Consider the following 18,393-nt stretch of genomic DNA (forward strand, 5'->3'; position numbering starts at 1 on the left):
TTTATTTGTTTGATATTCAATAAGATTAAAGTTACAATTTATTGAGATACATTTTTAACTCAAATATTCTAACTTTGTACTGGAATAGTCAAATTATATTCCATATCAAAAAAACAGACAAAAAGGCACTAAAACAGATAATTATCTCATTTTTAAATGTCAAAAAGTCATAAAACAAGCCAAATATGAGTTTTTTCAATTCAATCTTCGGAAGTTCAGAGAACTCAGAAGCTCCAAAAAGTAAAGTAAACTGGACAGAATTAACAGATATTATTCAATTAATGGAAGTTCAGGAAATTTCTATCGAAAAACCTGTTGTAATCTTTAAACACAGCACAAGATGCAGTATCAGCCGAATGGCATTAAAACAATTTGAAAGAGATTATGATCTTGAAGGAGTTGTTGATGCTTATTTCTTAGATTTGATCGCGCACCGTGATATTTCAAATGAAATTGCAAGTAGATTCGGCGTATATCATGAATCTCCGCAATTAATTTTAATCAAAAACGGAAAAGCCGTTTACAATGTTTCGCACAGCGATATTGATGCACAGGCATTGAAAAGCAAAATATAATTTAGTGTGAAATCTAAAATGATATTTGTAAAATGTGAGATGTAAACTAAACAAAGTTTATGTCCCACATTTTAATTTTACATTTTACTTTTCACAATTAACAATTAATAATTACCATTACTTAATAACTTCCTCCAGAACCGCCTCCACTAAAGCCTCCGTCTCCAAATTCCATTGGAGAAGCTTGTGGTTTTACTTCTGGTTTCATTCCAAATGAAGAAGCCACAACTAAAGCTTCAGCATTTAAAAGAGTATCTGAATGATTGATTCGATCTGGTTTAAAGGTTAAACCGCTTTCTTTTTCTTTTAATTTTTTAATAGAAAAGTACGCAATCACAAATAAAACCAAACCACCGAGAGTCAGCGCTACTTCTGCAGGCAAAACGGCATAGTAGAATCTAATCGTATAAATTGAAAATGCAATTACCAAAAAGCTGATCCAAAGCATTATTCTATCTTTTGTTTTTAAGGCGTGGACCAAATAAACTATTGGAACAATGAAAGTAAATCCGTAAAAGAAAAATGCAAACGGAATATCTGTTCCAGGTTTAACTTCGGTTCCTAAAAGTTCTTCAGAAAGCTCTCTAACTACCAAATAATTACAAGAAAGATAAAACAGCACCAGACAGAAACTGTTGGCTAGTAAAAGTCCGTTGTAATAATAACTTTCATTTAGATTATGGATTAATTTCTTTGTTAGAAAATAAAAAACAGCAGCAAAAATCATGGCTGTAAAAGGCAGAATCGTTTTTCCTATATCGCCAAATTCAAACATTCCGAAAAATAAAAAAGCTGTTATCGCAAAACAGAAAACCAACATGGACAGCAAATGCAGATATCTCAAAAACATATAGATTGCACAAACAGCGACAAAAAAAGCGATCACCATTTCATATCCTTCTGTTGTAATGGCAATAGCTACGCCTAGATTCATAATTGTGCCTAAAATAAACGCATCGTCTAAACCATGATTGCGAAAATTTTGTTTTGCCAGCATTTCGCATCCCACAAAACCAATTATCGTAAAAAGATAAAAGCATATTTCAAAATATATACGTTCAGAACTTATTCCAAAAATAGAAAGCGCTCCGCATATTGAGCTGTATAATAAAGATCCCAGCAAAAAGAAACCTATTCGAACTAAAATATTATCTTGACTTTTAAAAACGGGTAGTTCTTTCTCTATAAATTTTCTTTGTTCCTTACTTATAAAACCACCTTTGTATAAAGTTGCAGCCTCATCAACCAAAGCTTCATTATTCAATAACTGTTTGTTGTGTACTATCATGCTGCAATTTCTTTATGAAAGTTTTTAATTAATTTGATGAACATTACAATTGAACCGATGAAATATAATGGCAATAGAAAAAGAAATAATTCCCAAATATTAGAAAAATCAACGTTCTCAAAAATCCTAAACAAAAGTATATTTGCACCTATATACCCATACACAATCATAAAAACATAAAGAGACATGGCCTTTAATTGGTAGCTGATTTTGTAAAAATAAAATGTAGAACCAGCTAAAATAACCGCAAAAATCATCCAGATTAAACTGTAATGATGCAGTAAATTGGCCAAAGAAGAGATACTGATAATATGTAATGCGAAAGTGAGGAAGATCAAACTAAAATGCGTTTTTAATGAAATTCGATTACTATAAATCGTCCACAATATCAGTAAAACTCCCAACATAACAGCAGAATAACTTAAACTTTCATTGGAATAAAAATCATTGTCGTTTAATAAATCCTGAGGTGTTACCGAAAGTCCGATGTAAGCCGTCAAACCAGTTACAGCGATAGTCAAAACACTTTTATTGTCGAAATAATAAGCACAAAAGAAACTGACTATGGTTGGTACTAAAGTCGCTAAACCGTAATGTTCTCCAAAAGGTTTATATTGAAATTGGAGGTAACCAATAAAAATACAAGTTAAAATATTAGCTAATAGTACTAAATATTCTAAAACGGGATGTTCGAAAGTGGTTTCTGTTTTTTGAAAACCTTTGGAATTTTTAAAACAGTAGAAAAAACAGAACGCTATTACAACCAAAAGAAGCGAAAGAATAGCAATATGACCAATGGTATCTATGTTTTCGTAAATCAGGATTCCGATTCCTGAGGTAAATAATAAAACAGATAAATAAAGAAATAGCTTTAACTCGGCGTTTAAAGAAAAGATGTTCAAATTTCGATAAGCCTTGACTTCTTCAAATTGATTTTCGGTAATCAAACCTTTCTCAAAAAGATTTAGAGTCGACTGCTCTTTAAATTTTTTCATTGATACTATTTAAAGTGATTATCAAATATATGTATTTAGCATGAATTTTCTCCTTATAGTTAAACCTTTTAGTCATCATAATATTGTTTTACTCTCACTATTAGTAATTTAATATAAAACAATAGTGTAAAAAAAACACTTATAATTCTTATAATCAAAACTTTATAGTATAATTATTTGATAAATTAATTTGAAATTATTTTTATTCTTTTACATTTGTGCAATCGATTACATTTACTATTTAAACCACAAAAAACCACACTGAAATGAAAACAAAGCTTATAGTATTGGCACTTCTGCTGCCTTGCTCCTTTCTTTTTGCTCAAAATTATTTTATGAGTTCACCCGAAGGATTTGGAGCTTCAGCAACTGGCGGAGGAAGTACATCTCCAGTAACAGTGTCTACTTACGCTGATTTAACAGCAAAATTAAAATTAACTACTCCGCAAGTCATTTTGGTTTCGGGAACTATTACTTGTTCATACACGAGTTTATTGGTAAATAATAAAACCCTTATCGGACTTCCTGGCGCTCGACTAGTAAATCTGGATCAGACTGCAGCAGGTTCTGGAATTTTAAATTTGAAACCTGGTTCTAGTAATATTATCATTAGGAATTTAATTTTTGAAGGACCGGGCGCGTACGATGTTGACGGACATGATAATTTAACTTCTGAAGCCACAAATATCTGGGTTGATCACTGCGAATTTCAAGACGGAATGGATGGTAATTTTGATAACAAAGGCACGGCAGATAATGTAACTATTTCTTGGTGTAAATTTATTTATTTGAAAGCTCCAAAATCTGGCGGATCCGGCGGTGCAGACGATCATCGATTTACAAATCTTGTGGGTTCTTCTAAAACAGATGCTCCTGCTGATGGTCATTACAGCATTACTTTTAAAAATTGTTATTGGGCAGAAGGCTGTCGTGAAAGAATGCCGAGAGCAAGAAATGCAGAACTTCATATTTTAAACTGCTATTATAATACTTCCGTTTCTGGTTCGCTGGCAATTGGATTGGGAGGCGGAAATAATAACACAACTTGTTATGTTGAAGGAACTGATTTTGCTAAAATTGGAACTGCTTTTAAAAATTACGTTAGTACAGATGGCGGAACAATTGGAGTCGCTTTCACAGATTGTCTAAATGCTCCTGCAAATTCTGGAACTGCTGTTACGAAACCGTCTTATACCTATAATGTTTTAGCTATTGCAAATGTTGCGGGATTCGTGTCTAATTCTTCTTGCGGAGCTGGAGCAACGCTTCAGGTTACTGCTCAAGGCGCTTTGTCAAAGAGCTGTAACAATTTAGGATTGAATGATAACACAAACAATCTCGAACTTAAATATTATCCATCGGTTATAAATCGTCTTTTAAACATAGATTTTTCAAGTTCTGATAATGGACTGGCTCAGGTTAATTTATTTTCTTCTAATGGTGCAAAAGTATATACACATTCTGAAAGTATTTCTCCTGATGAAAAATTAGAATTGAATGTTGGAAATCTCGCTAAAGGTTTTTACGTGTGTAAAGTGCAACTAGAAAACAGAAGCAAAACTTTTAAGCTTGTAAAGAACTAAATTATTCCATAAAAAAAAGGTCATTGAAACAAATCAATGACCTTTTTGCATTTTACATCTTACTTTTCACAATTTACAATATTAAAAAGCTGCTTTCATTTTATCTTTAATTGCATCTAAACATAAATTATTGATACTTCCTTCATGTGTATGTTTTGTTTCTTTTGGAGATTTATATGTTCCTGCCTCCAACTGTTCAGCAACGGCTTTGTAAGCATCTCTAAAAGGCATTCCTTCTACTACCATTTCGTTTAAAGTATCTACCGTGAACAAATAATCGTATTTTTTATCTTCTAAAATATGATCTTTAACCGTAATATCTTTGATAGAAAATATTGCAATATCCAAACAAGCTTTAAGATTTTGAATTGCAGGAAACAAACCTTCTTTTAAAAGCTGTAAATCTCTGTGGTAACCGCTTGGTAAATTATTGGTAATTAAAGTAATTTCATAAGGAAGCGCTTGAATTTTATTGCATTTCCCTCTGATTAATTCGAATACATCTGGATTCTTTTTATGAGGCATAATGCTTGAACCTGTTGTAAGATGCGCCGGAAGCCCAATAAAATCAAAGTTTTGGCTCATATACAAACAAACGTCCATCGCAAATTTTGATAAAGTTCCTGCAACGCTTGTCATCGCAAAAGCAACGGTTTTCTCCGCTTTTCCACGGCTCATTTGTGCCGCAACAGCGTTGTATTTCAACGTTTCAAATCCTAATTCTTTTGTTGTAAATGTTCTATTGATTGGAAACGAACTTCCGTAACCTGCAGCAGAGCCTAACGGATTCTGATCTACAATTTTTGAAGCTGCGTTTAACATGGTGACATCATCAATTAAACTTTCAGCGTAAGCAGAAAACCACATTCCGAATGACGATGGCATTGCGATTTGCAAATGCGTATAACCCGGCAATAAAACGTTTTGGTGTTTCTCTGCAGATTCCATTAACAAGTCAAACAATGTTTTCACTTGCTCTTTTATAGCTTTTAATTCGTCTTTTAAATACAAATGAACGTCAACTAAAACCTGATCATTACGTGAACGCGCAGTGTGGATTTTCTTTCCTGCATCACCTAGTTTTTCAGTTAGCAGATATTCGATTTTAGAATGTACATCTTCGAAACTGTCTTCGATTTCGAAATTTCCAACTACAATATCAGCGATAATATCGTTTAATGCATCAACTAAAGAAGTTGTTTCTTCCTCAGTTAATAAACCAATCTGACCTAACATTTTGGCGTGTGCAATAGAGCCTAAAGCATCGTATTTTGCCAGAACTAAATCCAGTTCACGATCGTTTCCTACTGTGAACTGTTCGATTTGTTTGTCTGTTGGTATTCCTTTTTCCCAAAGTTTCATAGGTTATGTTTTTTTTTCGCCACGAAATCACGAATTATTTTTTCAAATCTTTTCGTTTTTTTTTCGAATTAATTCGAATTAATATCTGATTTAGATAGTAAAAAATTAATTTGTGAATTCGTGGCGGTTTTTCTTTTTCTTATAATTTAAAGAAATCTGTTAGTATTTTGATATACAAATCGACTCCCTCTTCTATTTCATTTACAAAAATAAATTCGTCTGCTGAATGGGAGCGTAATGTTTCTCCTGGTCCTAACTTTAAAGACTGACAGCTTAAAACAGACTGATCTGAAAGCGTTGGTGATCCGTAAGTTGTCCTTCCTAAAGCGAGTCCGGCTTGAACCAAACCATGCGCGACTGGAATAGACGATGCATTTAAATGCATTGATCTTGGCGTTACTTCGGCATTTACGTTTTCTTTTACTACTTCCAGAATTTCGGCATTGGTGTAGCGATCTGTTACACGAATATCAACAACCAAATCGCATTCTGACGGCACTACATTATGCTGTTTTCCAGCGCTGATCTGCGTTACGGTCATTTTTACGGGACCTAAAACGTCTGAGATTTTATCGAATTTATAGTTTTTAAACCATTCCATTACAGGAATTGATTTGTATAATGAATTATCATCGTTTTGATGTGCTGCATGGCTTGCAGTTCCTTTTACTTTTACATCCAAAACTAATAAACCTTTCTCAGCTACTGCCAGTTGCATTAAAGTTGGTTCTCCAACAATAGCACAATCTAATTCTGGTAAATGTTTTAAAACGCTGTTTAAACCGTTTTTTCCGCTGCTTTCTTCTTCGGCGGAAGCCACAATTACAATATTATGTGATAAATTTTGATTTTCGTAAAAATGTACAAACGTTGCCAAAAGTGAAACCAGACAGCCGCCCGCATCATTGCTTCCTAAACCAAATAATTTACCGTCTTTTTCGATCGCTTTGAACGGATCGTTGGTGTAAGCCTGATTCGGTTTTACAGTATCGTGATGTGAATTTAGTAAAAGTGTTGGTTTATTCTCGTCGAAATACTTATTGAAAGCCCACACATTATTGTTTTCTCTTTTGAAAGGAATCTCGTTTTGATTGAACCAGTTTTCTATTAAAAGTGCCGTTTGGTCTTCTTCACTTGAAAATGAAGGCGTTTCAATCAGGCTTTTTAATAAACTAATTGCTTCCTGGGTAAGCGTTGCAATATTTTTCATAGTTATGGTTTCTTTGCCGCGAAGGCACGAAGTCACAAAGTTTTTAATTAATCTGTGACAATTTTAATTTGCGCAAATTTCTTAAATTAATATTTAAAATGACTAGCGCAATTCTATTTTTTTTGCCACGAATTACACGAATTTGCACTAATTTCTTTATTCAAATTTAATTCGTAAAAATTCGTGTAATTCGTGGCAACCTTTTTATAATGTAATCGTTGTATGCAAAACATCTGGATTTTGCAACATCTTGTGATGCCCAATCTTGATTTTCTGAACACCTCTTGACAAGCTATTGAAGCAATTATCTAATTTTGGAATCATTCCGGAATGGATTACTTTTTCCTCTTTTAATTTATTATATAAAGCTTCGTTAATTTCTGTAATTACAGATGAATCATCTTCAGAATCTTGTAAAACACCTTGTTTTTCAAAACAGTAAGTTAATGTAACATCAAAAACTTCTGATAAGGCAATTGACAATTCGCTTGCAATCGTATCGGCATTTGTATTTAACAATTGACCATTTTTGTCGTGTGTAATGGCACAGAAAACGGGAACGATTCCAGTTTCCAACAAAGTGGCTAATAATTTAGTATTGACTTGCTTAACATCGCCCACAAATCCGTAATCGATTGTTGGATGATTTCTTTTTACCGACTGAATCAAATTGCCATCAGCTCCGGAAAATCCCATTGCATTATTGTCTTTCGCCTGCAGCTGCGCCACAACATTTTTATTAATTTCTCCTGCATAAATCATCACGACAACATCAAGCATCGGAGCATCGGTGATTCGGCGTCCGTCAATCATTTGAGGAGTCAAACCAATACTTTGCGCCATTTTAGTCGCCGATTTTCCACCGCCGTGAACTAAAACTTTATAACCGCTGATTTTAGAAAAATCGGTTAAGAATTGTTCTAATTCTGCTGGGTTGTCGATGATGTTTCCACCTATTTTTATTACTGATACGTTCATTTCTTTCAAGGTTCAAAGGGACAAAGGTTCAGAGGAACAAAGTTTTTTCTCAAGGCTGTAAAACCTTTGAACCTTTGCCACTTTGAGCCTTTGCACCTAAATTTACAATTTCTTCAGAATTTTTTGTAAAACTAATTGTGCAGAATATGTTCTGTTATTCGCTTGTTCTATTACGATTGAATTTTCGCCATCTAAAACTTCGTCGCTTACAATTACATTACGACGAACTGGAAGACAGTGCATGAATTTTCCGTTGTTGGTTAAAGCCATTTTTTCGGCAGTAACGGTCCAATTTGAATCGCTGTTGGTCACTTTTCCGTAATCGTTGAAGTTACTCCAGTTTTTTACGTAAACGAAATCGGCATTTTCGAAAGCTTTATCTTGATTGTATTCAATTGTGCAGTCTTTTGTGATTTCTGGACTTAGTTCGTAACCTTCTGGATGCGTGATTACAAAATCCATATTTTTTTGCAGCTGCATCATTTCTACAAATGAATTGGCTACGGCCTGAGGCAAAGCTTTTGGATGAGGCGCCCAAGAAAGCACTACTTTTGGTTTATGCTTGGTTTTGAATTCTTCCATCGTAATAGCATCTGCTAAAGACTGCAATGGATGACGAACAGCACTTTCCATGTTGACAATTGGAACTGTAGCGTATTTCAAAAATCCTGAAAGAACGGTTTCAGCATAATCTTTTTCCTTATCTACTAAACCTGCAAAAGCACGAATTGCGATAATATCACAATATTGAGAAACCACTTCTGCAGCTTCTTTGATATGTTCTGAAGCGCCAGAATTCATAACCGCTCCGTCTTCGAACTCCAAAGTCCAGCCTTCGTTGGTAAAATTCATTACCATAACGTTCATTCCTAAGTTTAAAGCGGCTTTTTGAGTACTCAAACGCGTTCTTAAACTTGGATTGAAGAATAACATTCCAAGAGTCTTATTCTTTCCTAAACTTTGATTTTTAAGCGGATTTTTTTTGATTTTTAATGCGCCTTTTACCCATTTTGATAATGAGTTAATGTCTTTTATTGAAATATAGTTCATTTTTTTTTGTTTAATCGTTTATTTGTTTAACTGTTTATTTGATCAATCGATTAACCGAATTAACGATTAAACAAATAAACATTCTACACAATTTTAGTAAAAGGTATTTCGTCTTTTAATGCTTTTAAAATAAAATTATCATTTAATCCATTTACGATCCAAGTTTCAATATTCGCTGCTTTTGCTATTCCAGCAGCTTCTATTTTGGATTGCATTCCTCCTGTTCCGTGTGATGATTTTGATTCGCCAATTTCTTTTTCCAAAGTTTTTAAATCATTTACCAATTTGATCGTTTCAGGAATTTCATCGTGAATTGAATCTTTCGTGTAAATTCCGTTTGTATTAGTGGCAATTATCAGAATATCAACATTTAAAAGAACGGCTGTTAAAGCGGCTAATTTATCATTATCGCCAAACCGAATTTCATCTGTGGCAACGGTATCATTTTCGTTGATAATCGGAATGTAATTGTTTTCGACCAAAACGTTTATTGTGTTGACAATATTTACTTTCGACTGTTGTTTTTCAAAATCTGAATAAGACAATAAACATTGCGATGTCAATAATCCTAAATCGCTGAAATTTTCATGGAAAATCCGCATTAAATGAGGCTGGCCAATTGAGGCTAAGGCTTGTTTCAATGCAATTTCTTTTCCTTTACTTTCCAGCTTTACAAATTGTTTTGCCGCCGCGATGGCTCCAGAACTTACAATTACAAATTCGTAATCTTTGTTTAAAGCTGCAATCTGCATTCCGAGGTCTTCAATCTTTCCCCGCGAAATATGATTGGTTTCTTTGGTTAAAGTATTACTTCCTATTTTTAATAAAATCCGTTTTTTTGCCATGTCTTTTATTTTTGCCACGAAGGCGCTAAGGCACTAAGTCATTTTTAGCGCAAAGGGCGCAAGGTTTTTTTATTGTTTGTGTTTACAAATGATAAGTTGCAAAGCTTTGTCTTTAAATAAATTCCAAATTTTATCCCGAAGCCTCGGGACCAAATTCCAATAATCTGAAATCAAAAATCGTTAATAATCAATCTAAAATCTACACTCTAAAATCTAAATTATCTTATCTGCCCTTCTCCGTATACATACCATTTATTTGTAACCAAATGCTGTAAACCAATTGGTCCGCGCTGATGCAATTTATCTGTACTTATCGCTAATTCACCACCTAAACCAAATTGTCCACCGTCTGTAAAACGGGTTGAAGCATTTTGGTAAACTGCTGCTGCATCTACGGCATCCATAAATTCTTGTGCAGCTTTATCATCTTTTGTAATAATTACTGCCGAATGCCCGCCGCAATATTTATTAATTTTTTCAATTGCATTTTCCTCAGAATCAATTGTTCCGATTACGATTTTATAATCTAAAAACTCTTCGTACCAAATATTTTCATTTTGAAGTGTTTCTGTATCTTCAAAATTCTCAAGAGATTTATCAACGATTACTTCAACTTTATGTTCTTTTAATTCTTCAATTAAAATAGCCGTAAATCCTTCAAAATTTGGCAGTTTAGAATCGATTAAAACTTTATCAACTGCATTACAAGCCGAGATTTTAGATGTTTTGGCATTCAAAATTATTTTTAAAGCCAAATCTGTATCAGCATCTTTATGAACGTATACAAAATTATTGCCACGTCCGCTTACTATAACTGGGCAGGTTGCGTGTGCTTTTACAAACTCAATTAGTTTTTCTCCTCCTCTTGGAACAATTAAATCTACTTTTTGAGTTGGTTTTTCTAAGAAAGCCTGAGTTTCTGCACGATTAAAATTTAAATATTCAACCCAGTCTTTTAAAACTCCGTTTTCTTCTAAAGCTTTGTGCCAAAGACTCACAATCTTTAAATTTGATTGTAAAGATTCTTTTCCACCTTTTAATAAAATCTTATTTCCAGATTTAAAAGCAATTCCGCCCGCTTCAATTGTAACGTCTGGGCGAGATTCGTAAATAATTAAGATCGTTCCGAAAGCTGCAGTCTTATTTATAACTTTTATTCCATTATCATGTGTAAAATGAAAACGCTCAACGCCAACCGGATCTTCCTGAGAAGCCAATTGATTCAATGATAAAATCATCTCATCGACTTTTTTATCATCTACTTTTAAACGTTCTTCCATCGCTAAATCTGAACCGTCGTAATAGGCAAGATCTTCCTGATTTGTTAAGATAATCTCATTCCGCTCCTGCTCGACCAGCTTTGCCATAGTTCGCAAAACCGCATTGCGTTTTTCAATTGATAATGGATTCATAATTTCTAGTTGGTTGGTTGTTTTTTGGTTGTTTCTTTTTATCGAAACTTATTGATACCTAACAGGTTTTGGAAACCTGTTAGGATATTATACTTTGTGTTTCTAAACCTGACGGGTTTTAAAAACCCGTCAGGTTTAATGTAACGAGAATTAGTTTTTTAATTCTTCTAAACTTTCTTTTAAAGCTTTTACAAACGTATCAATATCAGATTTTTTTACTGTTAATGGAGGTAAAATTCTAAGCAGATTTTTATTGTTTGCACTTCCAGTAAAAATGTGTTTTTCGATAATCAGTTTTTTTCTTAAAGCTGCAACATCAAAATCAAATTCTACTCCAAGCATTAATCCTCTTCCTTTTACTTGTTTGATGCCTTCAACTTCTTTGATTTTCTCTAAGAAATATTCATAAACTTCGTTTACATTCTTTTGTAAATCTAGTTTTTCCATTACATCTAAAACTGCAATTCCCGCAGCACAAGACAAATGGCTTCCGCCGAAAGTTGTTCCTAATAATCCGAAACTTGCTTCAAATTTTGGAGAAATTAAAATCGCCCCAACTGGAAATCCATTCCCCATTCCTTTTGCAACCGAAATAATATCAGCGTTGATTCCGTGATGCTGGAAAGCAAAAAATTTCCCGCTTCTTCCGTATCCTGATTGTACTTCATCTAAAATCAAAACAACATCGTGTTTTTTACACGCTTTTTCTAAAGCCTGAAAAAATTCAGTTGTTCCTTGGTCTAAACCTCCAACTCCTTGAATTCCTTCGATAATTACTGCTGTAACATCTCCTTTAGCCAATTCAGCTTCAACTAATTCAATTTGGTTTAAAGGTAAAAAAGTAACAACTTGCTGTGCATTGATTGGTGCCACAATTTTTTTATTATCTGTAACGGCAACTGCTGCAGAAGTTCTTCCGTGGAAAGAATTATCAAAAGCAATAACTCTTGATTTTCCGTTGTGGAAAGAAGCTAATTTTAAAGCATTTTCATTGGCTTCAGCACCAGAACTGCATAAAAACAATTCATAATCTTCTAAACCTGAAAGTTTTCCTAATTTCTGAGCCAATTCTACCTGCAAAGGATTCTGAATTGCATTAGAATAAAATCCTAAATGGTCTAATTGATTTTTTAATTTTGATACATAATCTGGCTGTGTGTGTCCAATCGAAATCACACCATGTCCGCTGTATAAATCTAAATATTCTACTCCTTTGTCGTCGTAAATTGTACAATCGATAGCTCTTACTGGAGTTATGTCATATAATGGGTAAACGTTGAATAAGTTCATTTTTGTTTTTGTTTAATTGTTTAATCGTTGATTTGTTTAATCGATTAACCGAATAAACGATTAACCACATAATCAACAATTTAAAATCCGCTTGGTTTCAAATGTAAACCGGTGGTTTCTTCTAATCCGAACATTAAATTCATGTTTTGAATTGCTTGTCCTGAAGCACCTTTGGTTAAGTTATCTATGATTGATGTTATTAAAACCCGGTTTCCTTTTTTCAATAAACTGATGATACATTTATTCGTCTGCACCACTTGTTTCATGTTGATGTTTGTTGTGGTAACTGTCACGAAAGGTTCGTTTTTATAGAAATCTTCGTATTTAGCAACCAATTGTTCCAAACTATCATCTGAAAGAGTATATAATGTTGCAAAAATTCCTCTTGGAAAATCTCCTCTATTTGGAATAAAAAGCAATTCGCTTTCAAAATCATCCTGCAATTGCACTAAACTTTCTCCAATTTCTCCTAAATGCTGGTGTTCAAAAGCTTTGTAATGCGACATATTATTGTTTCTCCAGCTAAAATGTGAAGTTTCAGATAAACTTACACCTGCGCCCGTACTACCTGTAGTAGCATTAATATGAACATCATTGTTCAATAAATTATGTTTTGCTAAAGGCAACAAAGCCAATTGAATAGCTGTAGCAAAACAACCTGGATTTGCAATATAATTTGCTTTTTTAATTTCTGCTTTATTCAATTCAGGCAAACCATACACAAAATCTTTTCCTTCAAAATGAGCATCTTTATTCAATCTGAAATCGTTTCCTAAATCGATAATTTTAGTGTGGCTTGCGAATTTATTGTCTTGTAAAAAAGAAATTGATTTTCCGTGTCCCAAACATAAAAATACCACATTTACTTCTGGATTTATGACATCAGTAAAATTCATTTCGATATCGCCCATCAAATCGTGGTGCGCCACAGAAAGTGGTTTTCCAGCATTTGTAGTACTGTAAACAAAATCGATGTTTACTTTTGGGTGATACATTAAAATTCTGATGAGTTCTCCAGCCGTGTAGCCTGAACCACCAATTATTCCGACATTAATCATGATCCAATTGATTTACAGATGAAAATATGTTTTGTGCATTTCCTAGAATTTTGATAAATCCTTTTGCATCGTCAGACGTCCATGCATTGTTCATTTCTCCATATTGACCAAAACCTGTGTTCATCAAATCATTTTTAGATTCGATTCCGTCAAGTGAGAAATGGTATGGTTTTAAAGAAACTGTTACAGTTCCGTTTACCGTTTTCTGAGTGTCTTGCAAAAACGTTTCGATGTTTCTCATAACTGGATCTAAAAACTGACCTTCGTGAAATAACATTCCGTACCAGTTTCCTAGTTGTTCTTTCCAGTATTGCTGCCATTTTCCCAGCGTATGTTTCTCTAATAAATGGTGTGCTTTAATGATGATTAACGGAGCAGCGGCTTCAAAACCAACTCTTCCTTTAATTCCGATAATTGTATCTCCAACGTGAATATCTCTACCTATTGCGTAAGCATTTGCCAGTTTTTCAAGAGCTACAATGTTATTGGATGGTTTATCCGTTTTACCGTTTATTCCAACTAATTCTCCCTGTTCAAAATGCAATCTTACTTTCTCTTCTCCTTCTTTTTGTAATTGCGAAGGATAAGCATCACTTGGCAAAGGCTGACTTGAAGTTAAAGTTTCTTTTCCTCCAACACTTGTGCCCCAAAGTCCTTTATTGATCGAATATTGTGCTTTTTCCCAAGAATAGTGAACTCCGTTTTGAGCCAGATAATCTACCTCTTCTTGTCTTGATAATTTTAAATCTCTAATTGGCGTAATGATTTCAATTTCCGGAGCAATAGTTTGGAAAATTAAATCAAAACGAATTTGGTCATTTCCTGCGCCTGTACTTCCGTGTGCGATCGCGCTTGCTCCTACTTTTTTAGCGTATTTTATAGCTTCAATTGCTTGAAAAACACGCTCTGCACTCACTGATAACGGATAAGTATTGTTTTTTAATACGTTTCCGAAAATCAAATATTTTATAGCTTTATCATAATATTTATCTACGATTGTAAGGTTTGCGTGCTGTGCGCTTCCTAATTCGTAAGCTCTTTTTTCAATAGCTGATAATTCTTCTGCGTCAAATCCTCCTGTATCAACAAGTACAGTATGAACTTCGTATCCTTTTTCATTTTTTAAATATTTCAAACAATACGAGGTATCCAATCCTCCGCTATAAGCTAATACTACTTTTTTCATTTTTTATAATTTAGGCTAATACTTTCGTATGTAGCAGTTTGAGATTTCTTTTTGATTAAATTTTAAATAAAAAAATAAACGACAATATTTTGTTTAAGAATAAAGCCTGCTTAATTTTTTTAAGTCTGCTTAAAACAGCCTCGTTAAAAGGATGTCTTGGCGGTGTTTTTTGTTTTTCTTTGGGGTCGTATAACATTCCGGTACAAAGGCACATTTTGTTTTCTTTGCTTTGCAGAATAGGAAAATTGGTACAAGTTTTACAGCCTGCCCAAAAGCTTGGATCAGTTGTAAGTTCTGAGAACGGAACTGGTTTATAACCCAATTCTGAATTAATTTTCATTACAGCAAGACCCGTTGTAATTCCAAATATTTTAGCATCTGGATATCTCTTCAAAGAATAATCAAAAACTTTTGATTTTATCTTTTTCGCCAAACCTAAACTTCTATAGTCAGGATGTACAATTAATCCCGAATGTGCCACGAATTTTCCGTGCTGCCAGCTTTCGATATAACAAAAACCAGCAAATTTCCCGTCTGCCAGAGCAATCATTGCATCACCATTCGACATTTTTTTCTGAATGTACTCAGGAGTTCTTTTAGCAATCCCTGTACCTCTCAGCAAGGCAGATGATTCTATCGTATCGCAGATTTCTTGTGCGAATTTGAAGTGTTCTTCCTGGGTAACCACAATAGAGATCTTCATTTCAATAATTGAAGTTAGAGTTAAAAATTAAAGAATACTGTTTAGTTTGAAATCTAGAATTGAATCCAATAAAATTAAGCAAAATAGAAGTAACATTCTCAAAATCAAAAAGTTGATTAAGAAAATCTACAAAATAATAAATACTTTTAGGATATGTTTGTCCAATGGACAAATTATGTGATTTCAAAATGAAAAATGGATATGAATAAATATACGGCTATAAAACTCAGTGAATACTATAGAGATAGTATCCGTACTTCGGGAGAAGTACTAGGTGAGTTTGTCCGTGACAAAAAAGTTGTATGTAAACTTATTTTATTCATCGGTGCAAAAGTACACTATTTTTTTATTTCCAAAACAAAAAATTAAAATTCTAACATTTTTTTTTGGTTTTGTTAATATACACAAAAACAAAACCCGATAATTATTTCTAATTATCGGGTTTTGAATATTTTAAAAGTTTAAATATTATTTCTTAGTAAATTGCATTACTTGGCCATTTCCTAATATTGTCATATCGAAACCAGTTTTAGCTTCGTTAAATTTAAATCTTAATCCAGCTCTAGGCGATTCAAAAGTATCTTTTTCATTTGGAACAGGATCCAAAGAAAAATTAGGATAGTTTGGAAGTTCAGCAGTTAAAACACTATTTCTATCTACCAAATTGATAGTCAAAGGCGACTTAGCTGTAACATAACTACCTACAAATCCATCAATTATAATAGCTTTCTCTACTTTTCCTTTTCCAGCAGTCCAAACATTATTAGACTCGTTGTTGTCTGGGAAAACGTGATCAGGATCAAGAGTTATACTTTCAATTTCTTCTGTTGAATTATGTTTGAAAGACCAGCTGTTATTGCGCTGCCAAATTTCTACCGGTAGATTTACTCTCGAAACTTTTCCGCTTTTTGTTTTAACATCTAAAACGATTGGCATTGGCATTTTATCAAAATTTTCAACCGTGATTACAACACCTTTTGAAGGATCATTTTTTACATATTTAATTGAGTTGATTCCTTGATCAAATCTCCAGTTATTTACGTACCAGCTTCTCCAGAACCAGCTTAAATCTTCACCAGCAACATTTTCCATAGATCTGAAAAAGTCATCTGGTTGTGGATGTTTGTAAGCCCAACGCTCAATATAAGTTCTAAACGCAGTATCAAAACGCTCTTTTCCCAAAACCTGTTCTCTTAAAAGAATAAGACCAGCACTTGGTTTGAAATAGCACAACATACCGATATTTTTTTCTTTCATATTATCAGGAGAACTCATAATAGTTTCTAAATCAGGACGAGTGAAAGATTCTGCTTCTTGATGTAAATCTGATGCAGGTTCTTTGTATTCTCCATTATTAAATGCAGCTGTGCTCAATGAATTGATAAAAGTATTAAATCCTTCATCCATCCATCCGAATAATCTTTCGTTTGAACCAACAATCATTGGGAACCAAATATGACCAAATTCGTGATCTGTAACTCCCCATAAATCTTGTCCTTTCGATTTCCATCCACAGAATACAATTCCAGGATATTCCATTCCGCCCTCATTTCCTGCAACGTTTGTCGCAGCTGGATAAGGATATTCAAACCATTGTTTAGAATAGTGCTCGATCGATGCTTTTACATATTCTGTAGAACGTCCGTATGCTGCTTGCCCTGCACTTTCAACAGGATAAGCTGATAAGGCTAAAGATTTTTTACCGCTTGGAAGGTTAATTTTTGCTCCATCTAAAATGAAAGCTGGAGAAGATGCCCAAGAAAAATCACGTGCATTTTTTATTTTATAATGCCAAGTTTTTTCTGTTCCAGCGTTTGTATTTGCTGTTGCTGCTACATCTTCTGCCGAACGAATAACTACAGTTTTATCGCTGTCAGATGCTTCTTTATATTTTTTGAACTGATCGCCAGAAAATACTTCCTGACCATTCAATAATTCTCCAGAAGCCACTACGTAATGATTTGAAGGAACAGTTAATTTCACATCAAAATCACCATACTCCAAATAGAACTCAGAAGCTCCTAAATAAGGCGCAGTGTTCCAGCCTCTTACGTCATCATAAACACACATACGAGGGTACCATTGTGCAATAGTGAAGATTTTTCCGTTTTTAGTTTCTAAAACTCCCATTCTATCAGAACCTTCAAATGGCGCAGTGAATGAGAATTCGATTTTAATTTTTACAGCTGCTCCTTTTGCTGCCAATTCTTCTGGAAGAAAAATCTGCATTCTTGTGTCTGTAACAATATATTTTGCTTCAACTTCTGTTTTCTTTTTTCCAACAGCCGTTACTTTTACCGATTTGATTTTGTTTCCACCATCAAATACCTGCCCTTGAGCACCGTTACGGCTTCCTGTTAAAGGTACAACAGCATTTCCTCTAGAATCTTCTTTAAATAAATTCTGATCTAAATTCAACCATACAAATGATAATTTATCCGGACTATTATTTGTATAAGTAATCTCATCTGTACCTACAATTTCATTTGTAGTTGCATTTAATTTTGCTGTGATCTGGTAATCGGCTCTATTCTGCCAGTATTCTGGCCCAGGCTGACCGCTTGCGGCACGCGTAGTAGTTGCATTTTTTGTATAAAAATGCGGACCAAATGCATCATGATAATTATAATTATTTACCGGATTTGCTGCTGTCGCTGACGGGGTTTGCTGCGCCCAGATTGAAGAAATCCCAAAAAATAAAGCCGCGGTTAAAATGGCTTTTGCACATTGCTTTTTCATATTTTTTAGCTGTTTATGTAGCAAATTAATGAAAAAAAAAGCTATTTACAGAGAAAATTCCAAACATAAATTCAATTTTAGCAAAATTTTATCAATAAAATAATTTCGGTCATTTTATT

General features: G+C 33.8%; 16 protein-coding genes. 3 read left to right on the forward strand and 13 right to left on the reverse strand.

The window, feature by feature from the left end; all coding sequences use genetic code 11:
- The first annotated feature begins 185 nt into the window (after positions 1-185).
- Entirely contained in the window at positions 186-575 is a 390-nt protein-coding gene (ytxJ, locus tag BSF42_RS02690) for a bacillithiol system redox-active protein YtxJ (RefSeq protein ID WP_095951573.1), read from the forward strand.
- Between the two features lie 121 nt (positions 576-696).
- Here the strand turns inward: ytxJ and BSF42_RS02695 are convergent, their stop codons facing one another.
- Both BSF42_RS02695 and BSF42_RS02700 read right to left on the reverse strand, forming a co-directional pair.
- Positions 697-1,863, reverse strand: a complete 1,167-nt coding sequence (locus BSF42_RS02695; RefSeq protein WP_095951574.1) for a hypothetical protein — start codon at positions 1,861-1,863, stop codon at positions 697-699.
- Positions 1,860-2,858 carry a DUF2157 domain-containing protein gene (locus BSF42_RS02700; protein ID WP_095951575.1) on the reverse strand — a complete coding sequence of 333 codons (999 nt, stop codon included), beginning with the start codon at positions 2,856-2,858 and terminating at the stop codon, positions 1,860-1,862. The genes BSF42_RS02695 and BSF42_RS02700 overlap by 4 nt, the downstream gene beginning before the upstream one ends.
- A gap of 266 nt (positions 2,859-3,124) precedes the next feature.
- Between BSF42_RS02700 and BSF42_RS02705 the strand changes: the two genes are divergently transcribed.
- A complete protein-coding gene (locus BSF42_RS02705) occupies positions 3,125-4,441 on the forward strand; it encodes a T9SS type A sorting domain-containing protein (RefSeq protein WP_095951576.1) in 1,317 nt (438 codons plus the stop codon).
- Between the two features lie 81 nt (positions 4,442-4,522).
- On the opposite strand, the gene argH is transcribed toward BSF42_RS02705, so the two are convergent.
- The 10 genes from argH to BSF42_RS02755 form a co-directional block, all read right to left on the reverse strand.
- Positions 4,523-5,803 (reverse strand): argininosuccinate lyase, encoded by a 1,281-nt coding sequence (gene argH / locus BSF42_RS02710; RefSeq protein ID WP_095951577.1) that lies wholly within the window; start codon positions 5,801-5,803, stop codon positions 4,523-4,525.
- Between the two features lie 139 nt (positions 5,804-5,942).
- On the reverse strand, positions 5,943-7,013 hold the full coding sequence (locus tag BSF42_RS02715) for a M20 family metallo-hydrolase (protein WP_095951578.1): 1,071 nt from the start codon (positions 7,011-7,013) through the stop codon (positions 5,943-5,945).
- Between the two features lie 204 nt (positions 7,014-7,217).
- Complete coding sequence (argB, locus tag BSF42_RS02720) at positions 7,218-7,991, reverse strand: acetylglutamate kinase (protein ID WP_095951579.1); 774 nt, start codon at positions 7,989-7,991, stop codon at positions 7,218-7,220.
- A gap of 102 nt (positions 7,992-8,093) precedes the next feature.
- Positions 8,094-9,041, reverse strand: coding sequence for an N-acetylornithine carbamoyltransferase (locus tag BSF42_RS02725; protein WP_095951580.1), 948 nt, complete (start codon positions 9,039-9,041; stop codon positions 8,094-8,096).
- Between the two features lie 83 nt (positions 9,042-9,124).
- On the reverse strand, positions 9,125-9,886 hold the full coding sequence (gene proB / locus BSF42_RS02730; protein ID WP_095951647.1) for a glutamate 5-kinase: 762 nt from the start codon (positions 9,884-9,886) through the stop codon (positions 9,125-9,127).
- Positions 9,887-10,104: 218 nt separating this feature from the next.
- On the reverse strand, positions 10,105-11,298 hold the full coding sequence (locus BSF42_RS02735; protein ID WP_253250965.1) for a glutamate-5-semialdehyde dehydrogenase: 1,194 nt from the start codon (positions 11,296-11,298) through the stop codon (positions 10,105-10,107).
- Positions 11,299-11,448: 150 nt separating this feature from the next.
- Positions 11,449-12,588, reverse strand: a complete 1,140-nt coding sequence (locus BSF42_RS02740) for an aspartate aminotransferase family protein (protein ID WP_095951582.1) — start codon at positions 12,586-12,588, stop codon at positions 11,449-11,451.
- Positions 12,589-12,668: 80 nt separating this feature from the next.
- On the reverse strand, positions 12,669-13,646 hold the full coding sequence (gene argC / locus BSF42_RS02745; protein ID WP_095951583.1) for an N-acetyl-gamma-glutamyl-phosphate reductase: 978 nt from the start codon (positions 13,644-13,646) through the stop codon (positions 12,669-12,671).
- A complete protein-coding gene (locus BSF42_RS02750) occupies positions 13,639-14,832 on the reverse strand; it encodes an argininosuccinate synthase (RefSeq protein WP_095951584.1) in 1,194 nt (397 codons plus the stop codon). The genes argC and BSF42_RS02750 overlap by 8 nt, the downstream gene beginning before the upstream one ends.
- Positions 14,833-14,887: 55 nt before the next feature.
- Entirely contained in the window at positions 14,888-15,535 is a 648-nt protein-coding gene (locus BSF42_RS02755) for a GNAT family N-acetyltransferase (RefSeq protein WP_026729464.1), read from the reverse strand.
- Between the two features lie 201 nt (positions 15,536-15,736).
- On the opposite strand from BSF42_RS02755, the gene BSF42_RS22405 reads away from it, so the two are divergent.
- Positions 15,737-15,904, forward strand: coding sequence for a hypothetical protein (locus BSF42_RS22405; RefSeq protein ID WP_172426639.1), 168 nt, complete (start codon positions 15,737-15,739; stop codon positions 15,902-15,904).
- Positions 15,905-16,003: 99 nt separating this feature from the next.
- On the opposite strand, the gene BSF42_RS02760 is transcribed toward BSF42_RS22405, so the two are convergent.
- Positions 16,004-18,274, reverse strand: coding sequence for a M1 family metallopeptidase (locus BSF42_RS02760; RefSeq protein ID WP_095951585.1), 2,271 nt, complete (start codon positions 18,272-18,274; stop codon positions 16,004-16,006).
- Positions 18,275-18,393 lie beyond the last annotated feature (119 nt).

The sequence above is a fragment of the Flavobacterium sp. ACN6 genome (genome assembly GCF_002304005.1).
GTDB lineage: Bacteria > Bacteroidota > Bacteroidia > Flavobacteriales > Flavobacteriaceae > Flavobacterium.